The sequence below is a fragment of the Pseudoalteromonas sp. DSM 26666 genome (assembly GCF_900116475.1).
GTDB classification, from domain to species: Bacteria; Pseudomonadota; Gammaproteobacteria; order Enterobacterales; family Alteromonadaceae; genus Pseudoalteromonas; species Pseudoalteromonas tetraodonis.
Genome location: NZ_FPAR01000001.1, coordinates 794160 through 818947, shown reverse-complemented (window position 1 = coordinate 818947; position 24788 = coordinate 794160). Strand labels below are relative to the sequence as shown.

At 41.1% G+C, this 24788-nt stretch carries 14 protein-coding genes and 2 tRNA genes; 10 read left to right on the top strand and 6 right to left on the bottom strand.

The features are described 5' to 3' along the window. Positions 1-19 precede the first annotated feature (19 nt). The 3 genes from BM380_RS03645 to BM380_RS03635 all read left to right on the top strand — a co-directional run bounded on the left by BM380_RS03645 (position 20) and on the right by BM380_RS03635 (position 1546). Positions 20-95 (top strand) — tRNA-Lys (locus BM380_RS03645). A gap of 150 nt (positions 96-245) precedes the next feature. After that, entirely contained in the window at positions 246-1286 is a 1041-nt protein-coding gene (nadA, locus tag BM380_RS03640) for a quinolinate synthase NadA (RefSeq protein WP_016899824.1), read from the top strand. A 170-nt stretch (positions 1287-1456) separates the two neighbouring features. Beyond that, positions 1457-1546 (top strand) — tRNA-Ser (locus tag BM380_RS03635). A 285-nt stretch (positions 1547-1831) separates the two neighbouring features. On the opposite strand, the gene BM380_RS03630 is transcribed toward BM380_RS03635, so the two are convergent. From BM380_RS03630 to BM380_RS03610, 5 genes are all read right to left on the bottom strand, one after another. After that, a complete protein-coding gene (locus BM380_RS03630) occupies positions 1832-4003 on the bottom strand; it encodes a M3 family metallopeptidase (RefSeq protein WP_090492972.1) in 2172 nt (723 codons plus the stop codon). Between the two features lie 244 nt (positions 4004-4247). Then, positions 4248-5123 carry a c-type cytochrome gene (locus BM380_RS03625; protein ID WP_090492970.1) on the bottom strand — a complete coding sequence of 292 codons (876 nt, stop codon included), beginning with the start codon at positions 5121-5123 and terminating at the stop codon, positions 4248-4250. Between the two features lie 292 nt (positions 5124-5415). Then, the gene (locus BM380_RS03620) at positions 5416-6528 is read right to left on the bottom strand and encodes a methyl-accepting chemotaxis protein (protein ID WP_013464646.1); all 1113 of its coding nucleotides are present in this window, start codon (positions 6526-6528) and stop codon (positions 5416-5418) included. Positions 6529-6757: 229 nt separating this feature from the next. Further along, on the bottom strand, positions 6758-7147 hold the full coding sequence (locus tag BM380_RS03615) for a DUF2750 domain-containing protein (RefSeq protein ID WP_090492967.1): 390 nt from the start codon (positions 7145-7147) through the stop codon (positions 6758-6760). Between the two features lie 64 nt (positions 7148-7211). Next, positions 7212-7790: a TetR/AcrR family transcriptional regulator gene (locus BM380_RS03610; protein WP_013464648.1), complete on the bottom strand. Its 579-nt coding sequence runs from the start codon at positions 7788-7790 to the stop codon at positions 7212-7214. 173 nt (positions 7791-7963) lie between these two features. On the opposite strand from BM380_RS03610, the gene BM380_RS03605 reads away from it, so the two are divergent. Further along, positions 7964-9007, top strand: a complete 1044-nt coding sequence (locus BM380_RS03605) for an alkene reductase (RefSeq protein ID WP_090492965.1) — start codon at positions 7964-7966, stop codon at positions 9005-9007. A gap of 59 nt (positions 9008-9066) precedes the next feature. Here the strand turns inward: BM380_RS03605 and BM380_RS03600 are convergent, their stop codons facing one another. Next, positions 9067-10806 (bottom strand): PAS domain S-box protein, encoded by a 1740-nt coding sequence (locus BM380_RS03600; protein WP_090492963.1) that lies wholly within the window; start codon positions 10804-10806, stop codon positions 9067-9069. A gap of 402 nt (positions 10807-11208) precedes the next feature. Between BM380_RS03600 and BM380_RS03595 the strand changes: the two genes are divergently transcribed. The 6 genes from BM380_RS03595 (at position 11209) to recD (ending at position 24775) form a co-directional block, all read left to right on the top strand. Next, entirely contained in the window at positions 11209-13482 is a 2274-nt protein-coding gene (locus BM380_RS03595) for a TonB-dependent receptor domain-containing protein (RefSeq protein WP_090492961.1), read from the top strand. 68 nt (positions 13483-13550) lie between these two features. Beyond that, the gene (locus BM380_RS03590) at positions 13551-14681 is read left to right on the top strand and encodes an alkaline phosphatase family protein (protein ID WP_175527441.1); all 1131 of its coding nucleotides are present in this window, start codon (positions 13551-13553) and stop codon (positions 14679-14681) included. Further along, positions 14678-15739 carry an alkaline phosphatase D family protein gene (locus BM380_RS03585; RefSeq protein WP_090492957.1) on the top strand — a complete coding sequence of 354 codons (1062 nt, stop codon included), beginning with the start codon at positions 14678-14680 and terminating at the stop codon, positions 15737-15739. Before BM380_RS03590 ends, BM380_RS03585 begins: the two co-directional genes overlap by 4 nt. Positions 15740-15907: 168 nt before the next feature. Beyond that, a complete protein-coding gene (recC, locus tag BM380_RS03580) occupies positions 15908-19207 on the top strand; it encodes an exodeoxyribonuclease V subunit gamma (protein ID WP_090492955.1) in 3300 nt (1099 codons plus the stop codon). After that, on the top strand, positions 19194-22760 hold the full coding sequence (gene recB / locus BM380_RS03575) for an exodeoxyribonuclease V subunit beta (RefSeq protein ID WP_090492953.1): 3567 nt from the start codon (positions 19194-19196) through the stop codon (positions 22758-22760). Before recC ends, recB begins: the two co-directional genes overlap by 14 nt. Continuing rightward, entirely contained in the window at positions 22757-24775 is a 2019-nt protein-coding gene (recD, locus tag BM380_RS03570; protein WP_090492951.1) for an exodeoxyribonuclease V subunit alpha, read from the top strand. Before recB ends, recD begins: the two co-directional genes overlap by 4 nt. Positions 24776-24788: the final 13 nt, after the last annotated feature.

Sequence of the window (24788 nt, the reverse complement as noted above, 5' to 3'; positions counted from 1 at the left end):
TTTATAAGTAAACCAGAGCGGGTCATTAGCTCAGTTGGTAGAGCAGTGGACTTTTAATCCATTGGTCGATGGTTCAAGTCCATCATGACCCACCACTTCTGGTACACTTTCTTCGACATAAAATATTTCCGACTATCTCCCTAATCTTTATTTATAAACTGCCTTGTTAGATTGCTATTATTTAGTGTTAGTTTCTCGTATAATTTGCACTATTAATTACACTGTAAATAAAGTGGTCGAGAACAATGAGTTTAGCTCAAACTATTATGCCAGAAGGCTATATCTTTCCTCCTAAGCCAGCTCCGTTAACACAAGACGAAAAAGGCGAATATAAAGCGCGAATAAAGCAGTTACTGCAAGAAAAAAACGCGGTACTTGTTGCTCATTATTACACTGATCCTGAAATTCAGGCACTCGCTGAAGAAACAGGCGGTTGTGTAGCCGATTCACTAGAAATGGCACGCTTTGGCGCTCGCCACGAAGCCGACATGATCATTGTCGCGGGCGTACGTTTTATGGGTGAAACCGCTAAAATTTTAACCCCAAATAAAACTGTGGTTATGCCCACCCTTGAAGCGACTTGTTCATTAGATATTGGTTGCCCTGTGGATGAGTTTTCAGCATTTTGTGATCAACACCCAGATCGTAAAGTGGTGGTATACGCTAACACCTCTACCGCGGTTAAAGCGCGTGCTGATTGGATAGTTACCTCATCGTGTGCACTTGAAATAGTAGAGCATTTAGATGAGCAAGGCGAAAAAATTATTTGGGGCCCAGATAAGCATTTAGGCAGCTATATTCAAAAGAATACTGGTGCTGATATGATCATGTGGAACGGCGCATGTATCGTACATGACGAATTTAAAACCAAAGCCTTAAAAGACATGAAGGCATTGCACCCAGATGCGGGCGTACTTGTGCATCCAGAATCACCGGCTGAAATTGTTGAACTCGCCGATGCAGTTGGCTCTACTAGCCAGCTAATTAAAGCTGCTCAAACAATGAGCAATAAAAAGTTTATTGTAGCCACCGATCGCGGTATTTTTTATAAAATGCAGCAACTATGCCCAGAGAAAGAGTTTTTCGAAGCTCCAACGGCCGGTAGCGGCGCTACGTGTAAAACTTGCGCTCACTGCCCATGGATGGCAATGAATGGCTTACAAGCGATTGAGGAAGCACTGATTGATGCTAGCGGCAAAGAAGTATTTGTCGATATGGACTTACGCGAAGGCGCACTTAGATCGTTAAATCGCATGCTTGATTTCACAGCCAATATGGCAAAATAATAAATGGTAATATAACGCATTAGATAAAGGCGATACTCAGGTATCGCCTTTTTTATTTGCTTATGAGGAGTTAGTTTGATTATTGAGCAGTTAAAAGCGTGATGTTAAAAAGGCCTTGCACCAAGCAAGTGTATTTCATACTATAGCGCGCTGTTGCACTGCAACATTGTGGAGAGATGGCTGAGTGGCTGAAGGCGCACGCCTGGAAAGTGTGTTTAGGTTAATCCCTAACGAGGGTTCGAATCCCTCTCTCTCCACCATTATTCTATATTAGGACGCCTTATGGCGTCCTTTTTTGTGCCTGTAATAAAGTTTAGCCTGTTAACTTATCGCTTGCGTGACCCGATTATTTTTATGCCGATGTTTTAACGTATACATGCTCGGCTAAGGTTAAACAGGTTGGGTAAGTGGGGGGGCGCTTTGCTGCTGGGCAATTATTATGTAGGGCATACTCATAAAAATAGGTGAGGGCGTTTGAAGTTTAATGTATTAGCATAAAGCAGAGCTTAATGGCTATGTAGCCATCAAGCTCTACTAACAGCTTGTTATTCAACCGTGGCTGTTAAACCACGACGTTTAAGTAAGGCTGATGTGTCTGGTTCTTGGCCACGAAATGCTTTAAACGATTCCATAAGGTCACGCGAGTTACCGACTTCTAAAATTTCTTTACGGTATTTGTCACCTAGTTCACGTTTTAAGCCTCCTTGCTCTTGTACATAAGCAAATGCATCAGCAGCTAAAATTTCACTCCACATGTAGGCATAGTAGCCTGCAGAGTAACCGCCCCCCATTGAATGAGAAAAGAATGCAGACTTATAACGCGGCGGCACAAATGGCACGTTAACGCCGTGTTTTGTTAAAACATCTTGCTCAAATTTTTCAATATCTTGCAGTGGGGCATCTGCTGGTAATGAATGCCATTCCATATCTAATAAAGCGGCAGATACATATTCTAACGTATCAAAACCTTGGTTAAAGCTTCTTGATTTAATTACTTTTTCAAGTAATTCATCCGGAATCGGCTCGCTTGTTTGATAATGTTTAGCATAGTTAGCAATTACTTCAGGGTGCATTGCCCAATCTTCTTCAAACGTAGACGGGAATTCAACAAAGTCTCTTGATACTGACGTACCAGATAAGGTTGGGTATTTTACTTTTGAAAGCATACCATGCAGGCCATGGCCAAGCTCATGGAACATAGTGGTTGTTTCATCGTAGCTAATAAGTATCGGCTCACCTTTAGCGCCTTTTTGAATGTTCATAACATTCACAACAACAGGTTTTTGCCCATGCAAGCCAGACTGTTTAACAAACGAGCTCATCCATGCGCCGCCACGTTTACCTTCACGCGCAAAATAATCAGCAAAAAAGATAGCTAGGCTTTCACCATTTGCGTCAAATACTTCATATGCTTTTACATCTGGGTGATACACAGGTAGATCGTTACGTGGCTTAAATGTAATGCCATACAAACGATTCATGGTAAAGAATACACCGTCTTCTAATACACGGTTAAACTCAAAATATTCTTTTACTGCTTTTTCATCAAGGTTGTACTTATCTTGACGAACTTGCTCGGCATAATATAACCAATCCCATGGTTTAAGTTCGAACTGCTCTGCAGATGCATTTATTTTTTCTTGAATATCGGCAGCTTCTAACGCTACATTTTGAGTTAGCCTTGGCACCATGCTAGCAAACATATCAAATACAGCTTGTGGTTTTTTAGCCATTTGCGATTCTAAACCAAATTCAGCCCAGCTGTTGTAGCCAAGTAGCTTTGCTTTTTGTGCTCTTAATTTAACTAGTTGCGCAACAATGTCGCGATTACTAAATTCACCATCTAGCGCGCGCTCTGAAGATGCACGCCACACTTTCTCGCGTAAATCACGGTTTTGTAATGAAGCTAAAACAGGCTGGCGAGTGGTATTGGTGATTTTAATTAAATACTGCCCTTCGTGGCCGGCTTCTGCGGCTGCATTAGCAAATTGTTCAATTTGACCTGCCGATAAGCCAGCTAACTCTTTTTGGTCTTTTACGATGACAACATTACTTTTACTTAGCGCAAGTAAGTTTTGTGAAAACTGTGTCGTTAAGGTTGATAGCGATGAGTTAATATCACGTATTTGCTGCTTTTGTTCATCATTAAGCTGAGCGCCTGAGCGCACAAAACGTTTATAGTAAACGTCTAATAGTCGTGTTTCTTGCGCTGTTAATGCTAAAGAGTCTGTTTTTTCAAAAAGTGTGGCTACTTTTTTAAATAACGCATCATTTAAAAAGATGTTGTCTCTGTGCGCTGCAAGCTTTGGTGCAAGTTCTTTTTGAAGCTCACGACGCGCTGGGTTTGAGCTAGAGCCTGCAAGGTTGTAAAAAATGCTGCTTGCACGCGTTAATAACTCGCCACTTTGCTCAAGTGCCACGATGGTGTTTTCAAAAGTCGTAGGGGCTGTATTATTAATAATGTCTTGTACTTGCGCCATTTGCTGCGCCATACCTTGATTAAAGGCAGGTAAAAAATGCTCATCTTTGATGACTGCAAAGTCAGGGGTTTCGTACTGTAGTGTGCTTTTTTCTAATAATGGGTTGGTAGCTTGTTGTGCTTGCGCTGAAATACTTTGCGCAGTTGTTTGTTGTTTGTTGTCAGCGTTTACATTTGGCTCAGAGCAGCCCGAAAGTAATAACGCCGAGCTGATTGCCGTGGCGAGTAAAGTTTTCATATTTACATTCTCTTATTATTGTAACCAGTCGTTACCTTGTCATTAATCAAGTAAGAGTACGTTGACTTAAATGTAACTACACTTAGGTTGCGATAAAGTCTGAATTAACTGCGACGAGCTGTTAAGTTATATGCCCCATAGTGCATTTTTTGACGAGCGAGTAAAATATAAAGCAGTAAATAGGAGGGGCGTTGAGTGACTTAAATACGCCAGCGATGCTTAATTTATTTACCTATTTAGTTATTTATCGACGCACGTCTTTTGGTGCGCCACCTTTTGGCCAGTCATTCGCTTTATTGACAAAAATAGGGCGTTCTAAATGTGAAAAGTAATAAGCAATATCAACAGCTTGTTGCTCGGTTAACATGCCTTCTTGGCCCAATGGCATATTTCCTTTAATAAATGCCGCTGCGGTGTAAGTGCGTGCCATACCTGCACCATCATTAAACGACTGACTGCCGGCAATGGCTGGGAACATGTAAGTATTATTAGGATATAAGCCTTGACCGTCTAGTTGGTGACAACTTGCACAGTGCTGAACGTAAAGAGTTTTTCCGTTATCGGCGTTTGGTACTAGCTCTTTATTAATAGTGACAAAACCTGTGTTGTCTTGCAGATCGTCTTTGGTTTTTATATTTTGTGATAAAAAGTTCATGTAGCTGACAATAGCCTGCATAGGCACTGAATTAGTAGGCAGTGGCTGACCGTTCATTGAGCGTTGAAAACAGCCATTAATTCTGTCTTCAATGGTGTTTATTTTTGCATTACGTGAACGATACTTTGGATATAGCACATTCATGCCCACATAAGGCGCGGCTTTGGCTACACGCCCTTCATTAAGATGGCAAGTGCTACAATTGAGCTTATTATTTACGTTATTGGGAAGTTGTTTATAGGTATCAATAATTAATAAGCGCCCATAACGAATTAAATCCGACTCAGGGCTGGCATCGAGCTCATTAATAGCGGGCGTTACTAGGGTGTTAGGGTGATTTGCTGATAAGTTTATAATTGTGGGCGCATTACTTAACGCTTTTTGCACAAGTGATTGTGCTTCTTGTGAGCATACGGGCAAAGTAAATAACGTCGCTAATACAACACTAAAATGAACTTTAAACATAATTAAAACCTAAATAAAAAGAATAAAACGACAGTGCCATTATTGCTGCAATGTGGCTGAGTATTTTAATACCGCTGAATTAGTTAGGTGAATCAGTAAACCGTGACCCACTATCATTAAAATATAGTTAACGATTACTTAAAGGGTTAATAATTTAGTTAGTTTGATTATTGAACAGCAGTGCTTAGGTGGAGGTGTCATTAGTTTGTGATTAATTTATATAAGTTTGGTATGCATAGCCAAATGATTATGAACCATAACGCTATGCAAAGTGAGGTGTTTTTTGACTATTTTATTTACAGTTGTAGTCCATAATTTTGTGTGATAAAGCGCTAAGTATGTCCACTACTTTAAAACTTGCTTGCTCCATAAGAGATACTTTTTCTACAGCAGTATTGATATCGCCTAATTGGAATGCTTCTAAAGCAGCAAAGCCATTCTTATGGACATCTTCATGTGGTTGCTCTAATGCTTTAAAGTCGTTAATGCTTGAATATTTTAATGCACCTTCACCTTGGTAATACCATTTACCTAAACGACACATGGTATGATCAGAAAAGTCTTCTGCAGTCTTATTTGATTGGCCTAAAATGACTTTATAAATATCGTATTTCCATACAATGTGATCCATTTTTACTGTTTGAATAAATGCATCGGCACTTGAATTAACAATAACGCTATACATATTTTGTGATAGTTCAACCACTTTTTTAGCGGTAGCATCAATTTCTGATGAGCTATTTGCAATGCCATCACTTTCTTCGCTAACGTTAGTAATGTTAGTTACAACGCTTTGCATTTGCTCATTGACCTTAGCTATTAAATTAGAGATCTCGTTAGATGCATCAGAAGAGCGCTGAGCGAGCGTCCTTACTTCATCTGCCACAACAGCAAAGCCTCGTCCTTGCTCTCCGGCTCTAGCGGCCTCGATAGCCGCATTGAGTGCAAGTAAATTTGTTTGATCAGAAATCCCTTTAATTATGTTTACAAAATCATTAATTCCGATTGTTACTGACTGCAATTCTTTAACGGATTTAGTGGCTGATTTTGTATCTCTTGAGATATTATGTGTTGACGATGAAGTCGTTGCTAACATATCTAAAATTGTATCAAGTAATTCTTGGGATGACTTAAATGACGTAATATCATTAATTAGTTTATGTGAAGTTGAGGCTAAGCTTTCTCTGATGTCACTAATTAAATCAGATGACTGTAATGATAATGTGTTTAATTCACGCTGTTTTACAAAGGCTGTATCATTTGCTATTTCATTGTCGTTTTGTTGTGATTGCTCGCTGTTTGCTGCTAACAATTGCGCTTCAAGCTTTTCATTGGTTTTTTTTAATTGAATTAACTCGTTATTTAACTCATTAATTTTGTTTTTATATTTTGAATTGAACAGCATGTAGACCCCAATTTAAACACAGAAAATAAATGTATATTTTTTATTAAATTTACCTGAACATTGATTACTTTATTCGATTTTTTACGGGGGTGGAATTGACGTCCACCCAGGTCGATTTTTATAAAAGTAAGTTACAACACTATAATAGATGCTTTATAACCTTTTGGTAAATAAACTTTTCTTTTAATGCTTATAATAAGCTTGTTTAAGGTGAACACTGCTTTAGAAGTTAGTACTTCCTAATTGATTTACTCAACTGGGCTTGAAACTCATCAGGGAATAAAATTGTGCCGTCGTCTTCTTCGGTAGGGAACACGGCCACCAGTAAGTCGTCTTCTTCAAGGCCAGGTGTCCAGCGGCTAAACCAATCGTTTGTTGGAATTGCTTTAGGTGTACAGCCTCGCCATTCGCCGGTTGCCCAGGCTTGTGCGAACTCTCGTGTTGGCCATACCGGCACGCAATCGTCGTCCTCGTTAGTGAGCATTACGCAGCCGTCGTCATCGTTTAAAATCCACACTTGCTTAAATTGCTGCACGGTTTCGTACATGTATGCGAGTCGTTTTTTTGCGCCAAGGCCTAAAATTACGTCGTCTTGCTTTGATAAATTATCGGTGGTCATTTTTGGCTCTCTCTCACTGTGGAGTATAAAAAGAGCAGCGAGCTGCTGCGCTTTAAAATTTAGTTTAGCTGATGGCTGCTAGTAGCTCATTGGCTAGTTGGTTTAGTGCGTCGGGGTCTTGGTTTGTTAATGCGTAGGTGCGTAATCCATATATACCCATAACACAAAATCGTGCCAGCTCTATGGCACTTCGGCCATTGGTAATTTCTTTATTATCAATTGCTTTTTGTAACTGCTGCGCAAAAGCGTGCTCATATGCAGTTAAATTAGTACGCAATACGTGGCAAATTTGTGGATCGTTACCCTCTACCTCGCTAATGCTTTTTGTGAGCAGGCACACTTTGGTTGCTTCACCGTCAACGCATTCTTGCACAATGATATTAAGGTATTGTTTCAGCGTATCTAAAATACAACTGCTGTGCTCAAACAGCGCCGTAAACTGTGTATTGCGATCGGTTTGGTATTGCTCAGTAGCGGCTAAAAAAATGCCTTTTTTACTTCCAAATGCCGCGTATAACGAGCCCGGATGTAAATGGGTTGCTTGAGTAAGTTTTTGCATACTGGTTTTTGCATAGCCATGAAGCATAAACATCGCCATTGCTTGGCGCAGTACAAACTCTGTATCAAATTCTGCAGTTCTCATAATGACTCTTCTTGTTGGCAGAGTAGGTAAAACGAACTCTCAACAATAATCCTACCTTAAGCAGCGTTTAGGTAAAGCAGTTTACGCAATCTTGAACAAAGTTTCAAAATTATACTTGAATATTCATTCAAGTGACCTTATCTTGAATGTACATTCAACAAAGGATAAACATTATGTCGATAGACTTACTTTCACCTTTTAAATTAAATAACAGCATTGAACTGCAAAACCGCGTACTAATGGCACCACTAACTCGTTGTATGGCAGATGACAATTTAGTGCCTACACAAGCGATGGTTGATTACTACGCTCGCCGTGCTGATGTAGGATTAATTATTAGTGAAGCAATTATTATTCGTGCCGATGCACAAGGTTACCCAAATACACCGGGTATCTTCACTAATGAACAAGTTCAAGGTTGGAAAAAAGTCACTGACGCCGTGCATGCCAATGGCGGTAAAATGTTCGCGCAATTATGGCATGTTGGCCGTGTTGCTCACCCTCACTTTTTTGGTGGTGATGTTCTGGCGCCATCGGCGATAGGGGTTGAAGGTTCAGTACCGCGTATGCGTGAGCTAACTTATATTACGCCAAAAGCTGCCACTAAAGATGATATTAAAGGCTTAGTGGCTGACTACGCTAAAGCGGCAGAAAACGCGATGGAAGCAGGTTTTGACGGCGTGGAAATTCATGGTGCTAATGGCTATTTAATTGACCAATTTTTACATTATGCTGCCAATGAGCGTGATGACGAGTATGGGCAAACACCAGAAAATATGTCTCGTTTTGCACTCGAAGTAACTGATGCCATAATTGATGTGGTCGGCAATGAGCGTACCGCTATGCGTTTAACACCAGGTGCCTACTTTAATATGAGCGAAGATAACCGTGATAAAGCAGTATTTGACTACTTATTACCTGAGCTTGAAAACCGCAAACTAGCCTATTTACATGGCGGTATTTTTGACGACAGCATGCGTTTTGATTCACTAGAAGGTAAATCAACCTCTGAATTTTTACGAGCTGGTTATGCAAGTACCTTAGTGGGTGTAGGTAGTTATAGTTTTGAAACTGCCAAACAAGCGATCAACGATAATAAATTTGATTTAATTGCCATTGGTCGCCCACTTATTGCTAACCCAGATTACATTAGCAAAATTAAAAATGGCGAAGAAGTGGTTCCTTATAGTGATGAAATGCTTGCTGAGTTAGTTTAAGTTTTAAAGAGTTCTCACTAATAAGCCCACAAATGTGGGCTTCTTACTTAAAAGCGGATTTATGAATCTATCTTTTTAGATAATTCTGCAAGCTCTTGAATTTTAGTAACCGTTTCTTTTATGTAGCCGTTTATTTCTTCAGAAGATGCCTTTGAATTGCCTGCAAGAGTTCTTACCTCGTCAGCAACAACGGCAAAACCGCGTCCCATTTCACCTGCTCTTGCGGCTTCAATAGCAGCATTGAGTGCAAGTAAATTTGTTTGCTCTGATATTCCATTAATTGTTTCTACTATTTTGCTGATGGTTTGGCTTATATCTAATAATTCTTTCATTGATATTTGAGTTTGATTAACTGCTTTTTTTCTTTCCGTTATGTTTAAACCTATAAACATATAACTAGTGGTTTGACCATTAACATCTCGAAGAGCACATATTCTTGCATCAAAGGCACTGTATTGATTGTTTTTTTCAAGTTCAAAAGTTTTTGAGATATGTTTGTTTTTGTCTAAAAATGCTTTTTCTTCAAAGCTGAGATCAGAAATCAGATTTTTAGCAAACTCTTCTACAGAAAAATTGGGTTTTAATGCCGTTTTTAGTAATTCGTTACAATCAAGTACTTCACCATGAAGAGACACTTGCAACATAGCTATAGACTCGCCGATAGTTTCTAGTTTGTTTGTGAAATCAAGCGCCATTTGCTTTACTTCAGATATATCAGCTTGAATTGCAATGTAATTTTCTAATTTCCCTTCTCTTATTACTGGGTTGATAGATAGCGAGGTCCAGTAAGCACTTCCCGATTTTTTATAGTTTAATATTTCTCCATAAAAAGGAGTTCGATTTTTAAGATGTGTACGTATCGTTTCTATCATGTTTTTGTCAGAATCTTTGCCTTGTAAAAAACTGCCTGGTTTCTTACCTTTTACTTCACTTAAAGCGTATCCTGTTAAACGTTCAAATCCATTGTTTACATATTGAATATAGCCGTTAGGATCGGTGATTATTACCGCGTTGTCTGTTTCGTTTGCAACAAGTGACAACATCCGTTGTTCTTCTCTAGTTATTACCTCTTGCGTTACATCTTTGATAAAAGCTGTGTAAATAACGCGATTAGCTAATTTAATTTTCGATAGCGATAATCGCCCCCACACGGTTGTTCCATCTTTGCGTTCAATTTCAACTTCTCTACTGGTACCAACTATTTTATCGACACCTGTGTCTCGGTTTGCATTTACAAGCTCATCATGGTTATGTTGTATTGCATGGGGTACTAGCATTTTTACATTGTTTCCCATTACTTCTTGTTTACTGTAACCCCACAGTGTTTCAGCGGCTTTGTTATACAAAGTGATACAATTATTTTCATCGATACATACAACTGCATCAAGGGCTTGCTCTAACGATTGCTCATTGATTTCTTTTGCTTCACGCTCTGCTGATATATCTCTTATAAAAGCGGTGTAATGTTTGTTGTTATTTACTTTCACCTGAGAAAGCGCTAATTCGACCCAAATGCGACTTCCCGATTTAGTTTGTAACTCAACTTCTCGGTAGCTGCCAACAATTTTGTCTTGCCCGGTTTCTCTATGATGATTTACATAGTCGTCGTGGTTTGTTTTATGTTCGTCAGGGACTAGTTTTCGTATGTTGTGACCGAGTACTTCATCTTCTGTGTAGCCCCATAATTTTTGCGCGGCTTTGTTATAAAAGACAATATTGTTTTTTTCATCTATGGAAACAATTGCCGTAATAGACTGTTTTAATGCTTGCTCAGCGCTATTAGCGAAAAAATTAAACATAGTGCAGCTACCTGTAATTAAAGCGTTAATAAAAAGATAGCCCAGAAAAAGCTGATTGCAAAATTGGTTTTTAACTTTGTATAAAACCGTGTTTTTGGGCTAAAAGTTATCACTTTATGGGCTCTTAACTCTTTATATCTAAGTTAAATAAGATTTTGATCAATTGCAGTTAGAAAGAGTGAGAAAATTTTATGACTTTAGAGAGTCCCTTGGCTTTTGGGTGCTGTTTTAGTCTGATTGCTCTTAATTACGATGTGCTTGATTTGATTACTTTACGTCATAATTAACTCATATTTGTTTAACCTGTTTGTCAATAAAATTGCCCCTCGTTGTCATACTTAAAAAATAGACTGTGCCCGCTTTCATAATTACCTTTTATAATTAGAATCAAATGGGACAACAATGTACGCTTTAAAAAATAAATCGATTTTGAGCATGGCTGTGGCCATGGCGGTATCAACTTCAGCTTATGCTAACGATAACGTGATAGAAGAAGTAACTGTTACTGCAAAACCAACCAGTTATGCAAACAACGTTATTGAACCTGCGATGCTAGAACAACAAAGCTCGGTATCGAGTGTGTTATCGGTAATTGATAACCTGCCAGGTATTAGCATAAACGAAGGCGACGCATTTGGTGGCGATGATTGGTCAACAACCATTACCATGCGTGGTTTTAGTATTGACTCTAACCAACAGCAATTAGGTATGACGATAGACGGCATTCCTAATGGTGGCTCTAATTATGGTGGCGGGGCTAAAGCGAATCGTTATCTCGATAGCGAAAACTTGGTGACAGTGGAAGTTGGCCAAGGTACCTCAGACATTAAATCGGCCTCATTAGAGGCATTAGGCGGTACTTTTAATTTTGTAAGTAAAGCACCGAGTTTAGATAAAAGCACCACCTTTGCTTATACCTCAGGCAGTCACGATGCTTCGCGTTATTATGTTAAGCACGAAACTGGCACCATTTTCGATAATACCCAAGCGTACGTGAGTTACTCACAAACCGATACTAGCCGTTGGATTGGCTCAGGCAGCAATGGCGGAAAAGATAACCAACACGCTGAAGCGAAATTTGTTACCACCCTTGATGAGTTAACTATTACAGGGCGCTTATCGTACGACGATGTAAGCGAGACCAACTACAATAGCGTGAGCCTAGAGCAATTTGAGCAAACCCCTGATTGGGATCAGTTAACATGGAACTGGACAGGCGTTCCGCACTTTGACCAAATGTTTGCAGAAGGTTGGGGCACCCTGCGTGAAAATACTCTAGGCTATTTAAAATTTGAATACGCGATTTCACCTACCTCATTGTTAACCATTAGCCCTTATTACCATAAAAACTCAGGCCGAGGCGATTGGATCCCACCTTATTTAACATCCCCTGTAGATGAAAATGGCAACCCAACCACCGAGGGGGGCACCAACGCAGGCTCTTATGGCTTTACAGATAGCAACGGTAATCCACTTGCGCCGAACGCAGGTTGTACCGCAAGTTTAAATTGGCCGTGGGAGTCGGGTCCTGAGCTTAACCCTGCATGTTACGACGCTGATGCCACGCCAGTTATGTCTTATCGTCATACTCATTACAATAAAGATCGTTTAGGGGTAACTGCTAATTATCAAGCTAGCTTTGGCATGCACGATATAGAAGCGGGTTTTTGGTATGAGCAAAGCGACCGTGATGAGTCGCGTGATTGGCATAAAGTAATCGATGCCCGTATTTATCATCATTTTGATAACACCCCATACTGGACGCAATACAAAAACACCTTTGAGACTGATACGCTTAAATGGTATGCACAAGACTCAATGGCATTTGGCGACCTTACCTTAAACCTAGGGGTAAAAAAATACTTAGTGGATATAGAAAAGTATGACCACTATAAAAACGCCACAACAGCTAAAGTAAACAGTGATTCAGACCTTCTATTTAGTGGTGGTATTTTGTATCAGCTAAATAGTAATACTGAGTTATTTACCAGCTATAGCGAAAACTTTGCCGCCATTAAAGACGGTGTGCTTGAACGCGATAGCTCTGACTTATCAGCTATTAAGCCAGAAACCGCTGAAAATATTGACCTGGGTGTACGCTATCAAAATAATGCACTTAAATTAACAGCAACGGCCTATTCAATTGAATTTGATAACCGCATCACCTTTATAGCACCTGGCAGCGATACCGGCGGTATAGACTACACCATAGGCACAAACGGCTCGTACCTCAATGTGGGCGGTATTGAGTCCAAAGGTCTAGAGCTGTCAGCAAGTTATATGCTTAATAATGAGTGGAATGTATATAGCTCATACACCAATAATAGCTCTGAATACAAAGGCGATGCGCCAGGCTTTGAAGCTGGAGGCAAAGTAATTGACTCAGTGGATGATTTATTTGTGCTATCAACCGATTACTACAGTGGCGATTTCCGCTTTGGTCTATCGGCTAAATACACCGGTGAGCGTGGCGATGTAGATAGCTACACCGTGCTTGATTTAAACGCAGGTTATGCAGCCGAAGTTAACGCAGGCCCGTTTAAAGCCGTTGATATTGCCTTTGTGGTTTATAACATTACCGATAAAAGTTACTTGGCAGGTGGTACGGGCAATGGGAGTACTTACTTTATCGGCTCGCCACGCACAGCAGCGGTTACATTAACGGCTACTTTTTAAACCTAATGTAACCTTATATAAGCCCATCACCGATGGGCTTTTTACTATATAAAGTTGATGAGAACACCATGAAAAGCATGATAAAAATTATCGGGTTAAGTTTAATTTTATTGTTTAATAATGTGGCATTGGCTGCTCAACAAAATGTAGTGTTAGTCACCCTTGACGGCGTGCGCTGGCAGGAAGTATTTAATGGTGCCGATAAAAACCTGCTCAATAATAAAGAATTTGTTAAGCAACCAGCACAGTTAAGCAATGAATTTTGGGATGAAAGGGTGCAACAGCGCCAGCAATTATTAATGCCGTTTTTAACACAAACGATTGCCACTCAAGGCGTAATTATGGGCGACAGAGCAAACGGCTCAGCGATGTCAGTGAGTAATCCATGGTATTTTTCATACCCTGGTTATAACGAAATTCTTACCGGCGAAGTGGATGAAAACATTAACAGTAACGATAAAGTATTTAATCCAAATAAAACCATTTTAGAGCGATTAGATGCGCAGCCTGAATTTAAAAACAGCACGGCTTTATTTGGTAGCTGGGATGTGTTTTCTTACATTGTAAATACTAAGCGTAGTCATGTGTATGTAAATGCAGGATTTATGCCTATTGCCGATGATTTATTTGCCGATGCGCCCCTGTTAAACGCATTACAAACAGAAATCCCCAGCCCATGGCACAATGTGCGGCTTGATAGTTTTACCTATCGATTTGCTAAAGCCTATATGCTGGCTAAAAAGCCAAGATTATTGGTGATTAGCTTAGGGGAAACTGACGATTTTGCTCACGATGGCCATTACGATGCTTACTTAAAGTCGGCCAAACAAAGCGATGCATTTTTAAAAGATTTATGGCAAACCATTCAAAGCACAGCAGGTTATAAAAATAATACTACGTTAATTGTTACTACCGATCACGGCCGTGGCAGCTACGCAAACGATTGGCAACATCACAGCTCTAAACGGGCATTAGCAAAGTCGGAGCAGGGTAAAAAGGCATTTCCTGAGGGAATTATTGGCTCAGAGCATATTTGGCTTGCTGCCATTGGCCCTACAATTAAAGGTAATGGCTTAATAAAAACCGATAATGAGCTTAAACAAGCGCAAATTGCCGCCACCGTTTTAAAAGCACTTGGGCAAAACCCAAACACGATTAACCCTAATATGACATCGGCTATTAACGAGATTTTAAAATGAAACAGTTACTAAAAACTTTTAATCATTCAGCGCTGTTACTTGCTTTTGTTATTAGTGGTGGCGCAATGGCTGCGCCCTCTAAAATATTGTTTGGCTCGTGTGGGCATCAAGATAAAGACATCCCCATCTTTAATGCGATTAATAAAGAGCAGGGTGATTTGTTTATATTTTTAGGCGATAACATTTATGGCGATACTAACGACATGGCCGTGCTTAAAAATAAATACCAACGATTAGGGGAAAAGCCTGGCTTTAAAACCTTAAAAGCAAATACACCCCTAATAGCCATGTGGGACGATCACGACTATGGTCAAAACGATGCGGGTAAAGAGTACCCGCATAAAGAAGCATCACGGCAAATTATGCTCGATTTTTGGGATGAACCGGCAAACTCAGCGCGCCGAACCCGTGCTGATGGTATTTATACCTCGTACATGTATGGCGAAGGCGAGCAAACCGTGCAGGTGATCATGCCTGACTTACGCTTTAATCGCGATAAGCTTAATTCAGTGAGCGAACTTGAGTATTTTACAAAGCGTAAAGCAAATAACCAAGGCCCGTACAGTCCAACCGAAGTAAAAGGCGCGTCTATGCTAGGGGAGGCGCAGTGGCAATGGCTTGAAGCCGAACTTAAAAAGCCAGCAGCGATTAAACTAATTGCATCAAGCTTACAGTTACTGCCTGATTTTACTGGCTGGGAATCGTGGGCAAATTTTCCAGAGGACAGAAACCGTTTATTTGCGTTAATTAAAAAACACCACGTAAATGGCGTGGTGATCATCAGCGGCGATACCCATTGGGGGGAAATTTCAAGGTATCAACACAATCTTGATTACCCACTCATTGAAATGACCAGCTCAGGCCTGACTGAAAAATGGAAAGACGTTAGCCCCAATAGACATCGTGTCGGTGATTACACGCATAATGTTAACTATGGCGATTTAACCATTGATTGGCAGCAAGCAGATCCAGGCTTGTCACTTAAGCTCAAAGGCATTGATGGTAACGTAATAATGCAAAGTGACTTTAGCTTATCTAGCATAAGCCCATACCAATAGTTGGTTTAATATAAAAACGCACAGTGTCTAAAGTGAGTCCTGTGCGTTTAATAAATCAGCTAGCTACTGGCTAACATGCTGATTTATTAACGCCAATTCCTCCTTAGCGCTACCGCTTAAATTGAAAATATCTTACACTGGCTTTATCTCAAGTAAGGCTGGTATCGTATGCTCAATATTATTCAATCAAACCGTATGGAAGCCCTGCAAGCGCAGTTTCATCAACTGCTAAAGGTAAACCCGTTGCAAAGCCCATTTGATAAAGAAGTGGTGTTAGTGCAATCGCCGGGTATGTCGCAGTGGCTAAAAATTGGTTTAAGTGAAAATTTAGGCGTGGCTGCGCAGGTAGACTTTCCGCTGCCGTCGAGCTTTATTTGGCAGTTGTACCAGCAACTATTGCCAAACGTGCCTAAAGAGTCGGCGTTTAATAAACCGAACCTTGCTTGGAAACTGTTTGCAATTTTACCTACTTGTATTGACGAGCCACTGTATTTACCCCTAAAAACCTATTTAGAGGGGGATATTGACGGCCAAAAAACCTTTGCCCTATGTGAAAAAATAGCCGATGTGTACGACCAATATTTAATGTATCGCCCCCATTGGATAGCCACTTGGGATAGCGGGGTTGATACGCTTGACGATGTAGATATCAGCATTGCTCCTTGGCAACCCGATTTGTGGCGCCGCCTTGTTAAATTAAGTAAAACACTTGGGCAAAGCCAATTTCACCGCGCCAACATGCAAGGACAATTACTCAGCGCCCTTGAGAGTATGGATGGCAGCTTATTGCCAAAGCGTATTAGCCTATTTGGTATATCTGCGATTGCCAGCTCACAGCTTGACGTGTTTGAAGCCTTGAGTAAAAAAACTGAGGTGTTTTTATTCTTTTTTAACCCCAGCGAGCATTATTGGGGCGATATAATCGATGAAAAAACAGCGGCTAAAATAAACGCTAAATACGCCAAAATGCCGCTGGTGGAAGCGCAGCAAAAAAAGCAAACGAATCCTGATGAAGAATACTATTTTATTGGTAATCCGTTGTTGTCCTCGTGGGGTAAACTCGGCCGCGATTATTTTGAGCAACTGGTGCAGCTTGATGCCCGTTGGATTGATGGTTTTATTGATGCGTTTGACGATACCTTACTTGGGCAAGTGCAAAGCGAAATATACCAACTTGCCTTTAAAGGTGAATCGCTTACCGATAACAAAGAATGGTTTATAAACGATGAGGGTAAACTGCCCATAAGTGCACACGATACCAGCATTACGTTAAGTGACTGCCACACGCCATTAAGGGAAGTAGAGCGCCTGCACGACTACTTACTCAATTTGTTTAATCAAAACCCAACGCTTACCCCCAAAGACATCATCGTCATGATGCCTGATGTAGGTACTTATAGCCCTTACATTGAGGCCGTTTTTGGTGGTGCGCAGGGCAGCCGATTTATACCATACGCCCTTGCCGATTTAGCCATAGAGCAAGAAAAACCAGTACTGAGCTCGTTTGCCAGTTTAGCTAATTTACCGTTTTCGCGCTTTGGCGTGTCGGATATTCTTGATTTATTACAGGTTACGCAAATTGCCGAAAAATTTGGCCTAGAAGCCCATGAATACGAGCAAATACATTATTGGCTTGAGCGAGTAGGGGTAAAGTGGGGCATAAACGCTGAGCATAAACAAAGCTTTGATTTACCCGCCATTGATTTAAATACCTGGCAACATGGCTTGAACCGTTTATTACTGGGGATTGCCATGCGCGACGAACAGTGCCCATTTAATGGTATTTATAGCGCCGATGAAGTAGAAGGTATGGCGCTTGATACTCTCAATAAGCTGGTGCATTTTATTGATGTGCTTCAAGACTTTAAAGCGAAACTCATCCCTGATGATACGCTTTCTAATAAAGCCCATATATTAAGTGAGCTACTCAATGCTGTGTATGAGAGCGAAAGCGATGATAGCTGGGATTTATTAGTGCTGCAAAAGGTGCTCGAAGACATTGCGAAGCACCACGACAACGGCGACTACAGTAAAGCCGTTTCGCAGCGCATAGTGAGCTATCTAATCAAGCAAGGTATACAAGAAAAAGGTGTAGGTCAGCGCTTTTTAGTAGGACAAGTGAACTTTTGTACGTTAATGCCCATGCGCGCCGTGCCGTTTAAGGTGGTGTGTATGCTAGGCTTGAACGATGCCGATTACCCACGTACCGTGCAGCCAATCGGATTTGATTTAGTGCCTTATTCTAAAAAGCAAAAAGGTGACCGTTCACGTAAACTCGATGACCGTTACCTCTTTTTAGAAGCACTTCTCAGTGCCCGAGATAATTTATATATGAGCTACATTGGCCGCTCGTGTTTTGACAACCAGCCGCGCATGCCATCAACTCTAGTAAGTGAGCTTTTAGAATACATTGGACGCAGTTTTAAACTTAGCGAACCCAGTGATAAACCCTTGCCTGAATGCCTTATTACGCAGCAGCATTTGCAGCCTTTTAATAGCCTGTATTACTCAGCTCCTAGCGATGAACAGGCGGGAGTAAATAATCACAGCTATAACCCAATTTGGCTGCCTAGCGAGGCTATTGAGCCAAAAGCAATCACTGCGCTTGATGTAACACCCCCAGAGCTACTTGATCTTGATGTGTTTATTCGTAGTGTATGCCATGCCCAAGAGAGCTTTTATCAACAAAGTTTAGGGTTACGCTTGCCGCAATTTAACGATATAGCGAAAGACGAAGAACCGTTTAGCCTAGATGCGCTGCGCCGTTATTTTTACCTTGACGAAATACTTGAAGCAAACATTAACAATACGCCGCTCAGTACCGAGCAAATCCTGCAGCGCGGTGAGTTGCCCCAAGCCAATGTTGGCAGCTTAATTTATGAGGGTATGCAGCACCGAGTTGATGCGCTTGCAGGGCAAGTAAAAGAGCAAATAAAAGCCGGTAAAAGCGAACCGATAGAAGTGTTACTTGCGCTTGAAAATACCACCATTGAAGGCTGGCTTAACCATGTGTATATGCAAAAACAAGTGTTTTACCGCAGTGCCAGTATTAAAGCCAAAGATTTAATAAAAGGCTTTCTTTATCACCTGGCAGCTCAAAGCATGGAACAAGAGGTTGAAACCTTATTACTGGGTTTAGATAAACAAATTAGCTTTGCCCCTATGAGTAAAGCCAATGCCGACTTGCTGCTTGCAGATTGGTTTGAACTATACAAAGCATTGCGAAACGCGCCGGTGGCGTTTTTTCCGGTGAGTGGTTACGAATATGTGAAAAGCGGTGGCGATATGGCAAAAGCTAACAGTAAATTTAGCCCACAGTATATTGGCCGAGGTGAAGGGGAAAACCCTTATATTCGTCTCACGGTGCAATCGCTCAATGATTGCCAAGAGGAGTTTATACAATGGAGCGAAAAATTACTTGTCCCGTTATTTGAGCACGCCAAGGAGAGTGACTATGCAAGCGCTTAACCCACTCACTATGCCATTATCAGGGCAAAGCTTAATTGAAGCCAGTGCAGGCACAGGTAAAACCTACACGATCACGGGTTTGTATTTACGTTATTTATTGGGCATGCAAATACCCGGTGAGCTGAATACGCCTTTGAGTGTTGAGCAAATTCTAGTGGTGACCTTTACCGATGCCGCTACCCAAGAAATTAAAGACCGTGTTCGTAGCCGTATTATTGCCGCGCGCGATGCCTTATTGGGGCAACAGCCAAACGATGAACTCATTGAAGGTGTGATAGCGGGCGTTGATGATAAACATCGTGCGTTTGACTTACTCGATGCAGCAGCTAAATCAATGGATGAGGCGGCTATTTTTACCATTCATGGTTTTTGTCAGCGGATGCTAAAACAACATGCGTTTGAGTCGGGGGTCGCATTTAACTTAGAGTTTATTTTAGATGAGCGCGAGATACTGCTTGAGACCATAAAAGATTTTTGGCGCGCGTTTGTCTACCCGCTTAATAAGCAAAAAACAAATGCAATTTTAGAGGTGTTTGCCGCACCTGAATCATTATTTAGCCAAGTAAGCAGTATTTTAAATAAAGCCAACGCCGAAATAACACCGCAAGTAAATTTAGAGGATGTGTGGCAAGCCCGAGATGAATACTTGGAGCTTGTACCCGCCTTTAAAAAAGCGTGCCTAGAGCAAGAATTTATTGGTGCTGTGAAAGCATCCGATTTAAGTGGCTCAAAAACACCCGGGCGAAAAGGCAGTTTAGCGGCGCTTGAAGCATTTTGCTTAGGCAATGATGACTTTTTTGAATTTGGTACTAACAAATATTCGTTTGAGGTATGGAGCAGCGAGAATTTAAGTAATACCGCTAATTATAAAAAAAATGGCACATTACTGACTCATCCACTTATTAGCCAATTCGATACCTTAGTCGCACTTAACAATACCATTAAACAAGGGTTAAAAATTGCGATAATGCAATATGCGGCAAGTTGGGTAAAAGCGGCCATAGTTAAGCGCAAACAAGAGCAAAGCGTGATCACCCCTGATGACCTACTCACTAATTTACATACAGCCCTTAATAGTGAGCAGGGTGACGTATTGTCGCAAAAAATTGCGCAGTTATTTCCGGTGGCAATGATTGATGAGTTTCAAGACACCGACCCTATTCAGTACGGTATTTTTAGTAAAATTTATGCTCAAAGCAATACCACTTTAGCCATGATAGGCGATCCCAAACAAGCTATTTATGGCTTTAGGGGCGCAGATATATTTACCTACATTGGTGCCAAAGAGGCCGTAGAGCAGTCGCAACAATTTACCCTAGGCACTAATTTTCGCTCCAGCAGCGATATCGTCAACAGCGTAAATAGCTTGTTTAGTAAATACGACAACAGCTTTATTTATAACGATGCCATTCCTTTTAATAAAGTGAAAGCCAAGGGTAAAAAAGCCGAAGATACATTTTTAATTGCTGGCAAGCCGGCCACCGCCTTTGAGTTTAATGTGTTTGTAGATGAAGCCGGCGATGAAAAAGGCAAACCGACCAGTAAAGGCTTAGGGCAAGCTCATTTAGCCACCCATTTTGCCAATAAAATTGTTACTTTACTTGAGCAGGCAAACCAAGGAATAGCCTGTATTGGCAATACGCCGGTAAGCGCTGCTGATATTTGTATTTTGGTGCGCGACCGCGTTGAAGCGCAAATAATGAAGCAGGCCTTGAGCAAAGCCAATATTGCCAGCGTGTATTTGTCTCGTGATAGTGTATTTAGCCAAGAGCTAAGTCACCATTTACTCAATTTTTTAACCGCATTGCACGGCCAGTACGACGAGTCGCTACTACGAGGTGTACTCGCAGGGCCATTATTCTGTTTAAGTTATAATGATATTTTTGCTTTGGCCGATGATGAAAATGCATGGCAAGAACACTTAAACTTTTTTGCTCAACTTAGCCATATTTGGCACAAGCAAGGGGCTATGGCCATGCTTGAACGCTTACTGAGTCATAATCAACTCAGTGCCAAATGGCAAGGCTTGGGCTATAACGTAGAACGTTGGCTTACCGACTTTAGACACCTTGGCGAAATACTGCAGCAAAAACAAATAGAGCTTGAAGGGACACTTCGTTTATTACGTTGGTTTGCGCAAAAGGTGAGCCAGCAAGATGGCGAAACTGTGCAAGTACGTTTAGAGAGCGACGCAAACTTGGTTAAAATTGTCACTATGCATGCCTCAAAGGGGCTTGAATATCCATTGGTATTTATGCCCTTTGCTAGTGGCTATCGTGAAACTAAAGACGCGCTTTATCACCATAACGGCAAGTTAATTTTTGATTTAAGTAAAGACGAAGACGCCTTGCAAAAAGCAGAGCAAGAGCGCCTAGCCGAAGATTTACGCCTATTGTATGTCGCACTGACCCGTGCAGTGCATTTTTGTGCCTTGGGTGTATATAATATCGGGCAAGGGCAAAGTAGCCGCTTAGCGATTCAAAGTAGTGCGCTTGGGCATGTGTTGTTCTCAGGGTTAGCGTTAACCAGCAGCCAAATATGGCGCACTCATTTAAGTGAGTTTTGTGATGCCAATGATTCGATGGAATATCTGCAATTTACCTCGGGTGAATTACTCGAGCAGGGCATACTTCGCTTTAATAATGAACACGTTGAAAAGCAGGCGCTGAGTATTAATACTGTAACCACGCAGATTGAACGCGATTGGCGGGCAACCAGTTTTAGTGCCTTAAGCTTTAAAAAGCATACTGACCAACTTGCACCTGGGCGCAGCGATGAAGATCATCAAAGAGATGAGTTTGCGGTGCAACAAGATGACCTTCTCTCACCCTATAGTTTTCCAAAAGGTGCAAAACCAGGAAGTTGCTTACACGAAATATTCGAGCAACTTGATTTTACCAGCCCGCTTGTTCACCCCTCAAATCCAGAGCAAAACTTATCGGCAGTAATTAAACGTGCCTTTGAAAAATACCATATTGATGAGCAATGGCAGCAAATTACCGAGCAATGGATACTCGATGCGCTTAATTTCCCGTTAAATAGTGAAAATAATTTAAGCTTGAGTCAATTATCACCGAGTGATTGTCTTGTTGAAATGGAGTTTAACTTACCGCTTGCTAGCCTAAGTGCCCCTAAACTCAACGAAATGCTGATTAAACACTTTGGTTTTAGCCAAAGCAAACTTGAGTTTGCCCATGTAAAAGGCTTATTAAAAGGCTTTATAGATTTAATTTTTTGCTACCAAGGCAAGTATTATATTTTAGATTATAAATCGAATTATTTGGGCAGTATCCCCGCAGATTATGAGCCAGAGCAGCTTGAGCAAGCCATGACCAGCCACCAATATCATTTACAGTATTTAATTTATACCGTAGCGCTGCATCGATTACTTAAACAACGTATCCCTGACTATGCCATAGAGACGCATTTAGGCGGCGTGTATTATACTTTTTTACGCGGTATGCCAGCGGGTGAAGGGGTGTACTTTAAACAGTTAAGTGCAGAGCAAGTTATTATTTTAGATGGTTTGTTTAGCCAAGGAGCGATGCTATGAGTGATTTAAACCAACAACCTGGTTTGTTTGATGACTTTGACGACGCGCTTGTTGATGAGTCGGCGCTACTCAATGAACAACTAGCGGACTCTGTTACTCAAACACCTAAAGTTGTGCCGCTGCTTAGCTATTTAACTGAGCAGCATCGCGTACGTGTTGTGGATGTAAAGCTGGCCGAATTACTCAGTGGTAACAATACTGAGCATGATTATGACGAATTATTTTATATTATTTTAATGCTGTGTTTATCACAGCAAAGCCAGCATAGTTGTTTAACCCTAACAGAGGTTGATTGGGCTAATCCGTTTAATTTACGTCAAAGCGACTTTACTAAATTAGAAGGCACCGTACCTGACACTCTCACCCCATTTAGTGACGATTTTACGACTGAGGCAGCAATAAGTTACTTACACGCGCATCACAGTGTGGGGGATCACAAGCCGCTGCAATTGTTTAATCAGCGGTTGTATTTTTCCCGTTTAGCAGGGTATGAGCAAACCTTAGCGCAACGATTACTGGCAATGAGTGAGCGACAACTCAATATTGATGATGCAGTACTTGCTCAGTTATTAACTCGCTACTTTCCTGATAATCCAACGCTTGATATTGATTGGCAAAAGGTCGCTTGTGCCATTGCTGCAACAAAGGGCTTTAGTGTGATCACAGGCGGGCCTGGCACAGGTAAAACCACCACGGTGACAAAGCTGTTAGCCATTTTACAGTCGTTATATCAGGCTGCACCATTGAGCATAAAATTAGTAGCACCCACAGGTAAAGCAGCGGCGCGATTAACAGAGTCAATTTTAGGAGCTAAAAATAAGCTCACAGAAATACCGGCTGATATTAATGCGTTGATCCCGCAAAGTGCGCAAACTATTCATCGTTTGTTAGGAGTTAAGCCATTTACTAATAAATTCAGGCACGATAAAAGCAATCCGTTGCATGTTGATGTATTGATTATTGATGAGGCCAGTATGGTCGATTTATCGCTCATGGCTAAATTAATTGAGGCCTTGCCAGCGCATGCCCGATTGATTTTACTCGGCGATAAAGACCAACTCGCCTCGGTTGATACCGGCAGTGTAATGAGTGATTTATGCCAAGGTTTAGTGCTTGGGCAAACACCGCAATATTCAAAAGCACGCTGTGAGCAATTAAATAAGGTGTGTTTTAATGGCGCAGCTAAACTTGGCGCGCAAACTCAGAGTGAGTTTAAACTAGCTGATTGCATTGCCTTTTTACAACATAGTTATCGCTTTGATGCCCAAAGTGGCATAGGCCAATTGGCTTTGGCTGTTAATACCAATGATCGGGGTATTTTAAATTATGTTGAACAACACAGTACGCAAGGGCATTTTAGCGATGTTATTTTAGACTACGATTTTGTCTCTATACCGATTGAAAAGCTTATAAACAGCGCGGCAGGTCACTACGGTGATTATTTAACACTGATTGCCCAAGGAGCTAGTGTTGCCAAAGTGCATGAGGCTTTTGCCCGCTATCAATTACTTGCCGCGGTGCGTGAAGGCGATTACGGCGTTAATAGTTTAAATCAACGTATTGAGCGGGTATTGCAACAGCAAGGGTTAATTAGCGTTAACCCTAATCAGCGGCATTACACGGGTATGCCTATTATGATTAGCCAAAACGATTATCAACTTAAACTTTTTAACGGCGATATAGGTATTTTAATGCCTGATGACAGTGGCCAACTCAAAGCACTGTTTATTGATGAGCAGGGTAATGAACGTGCATTTTCACCTGCACGACTCCCAGCGCACGATAAAGTGTATGTTATGACCATTCATAAATCGCAAGGCTCAGAGTTTAGTTACACTGCTATGGTATTGCCACCACTTAAACAAGCGAGCGTCGGTATTAACCGGCAATTAGTGTATACCGGTATTACCCGTGCAAAGCAGACCTTTGAGCTGGTAGCAGATAAAAAAGTGCTGCAACTGGCGATGGGTAAAAGTGTGTCACGGGCATCAGGACTCTATGAGCGATTAGTGTAACGCAATGCTTATA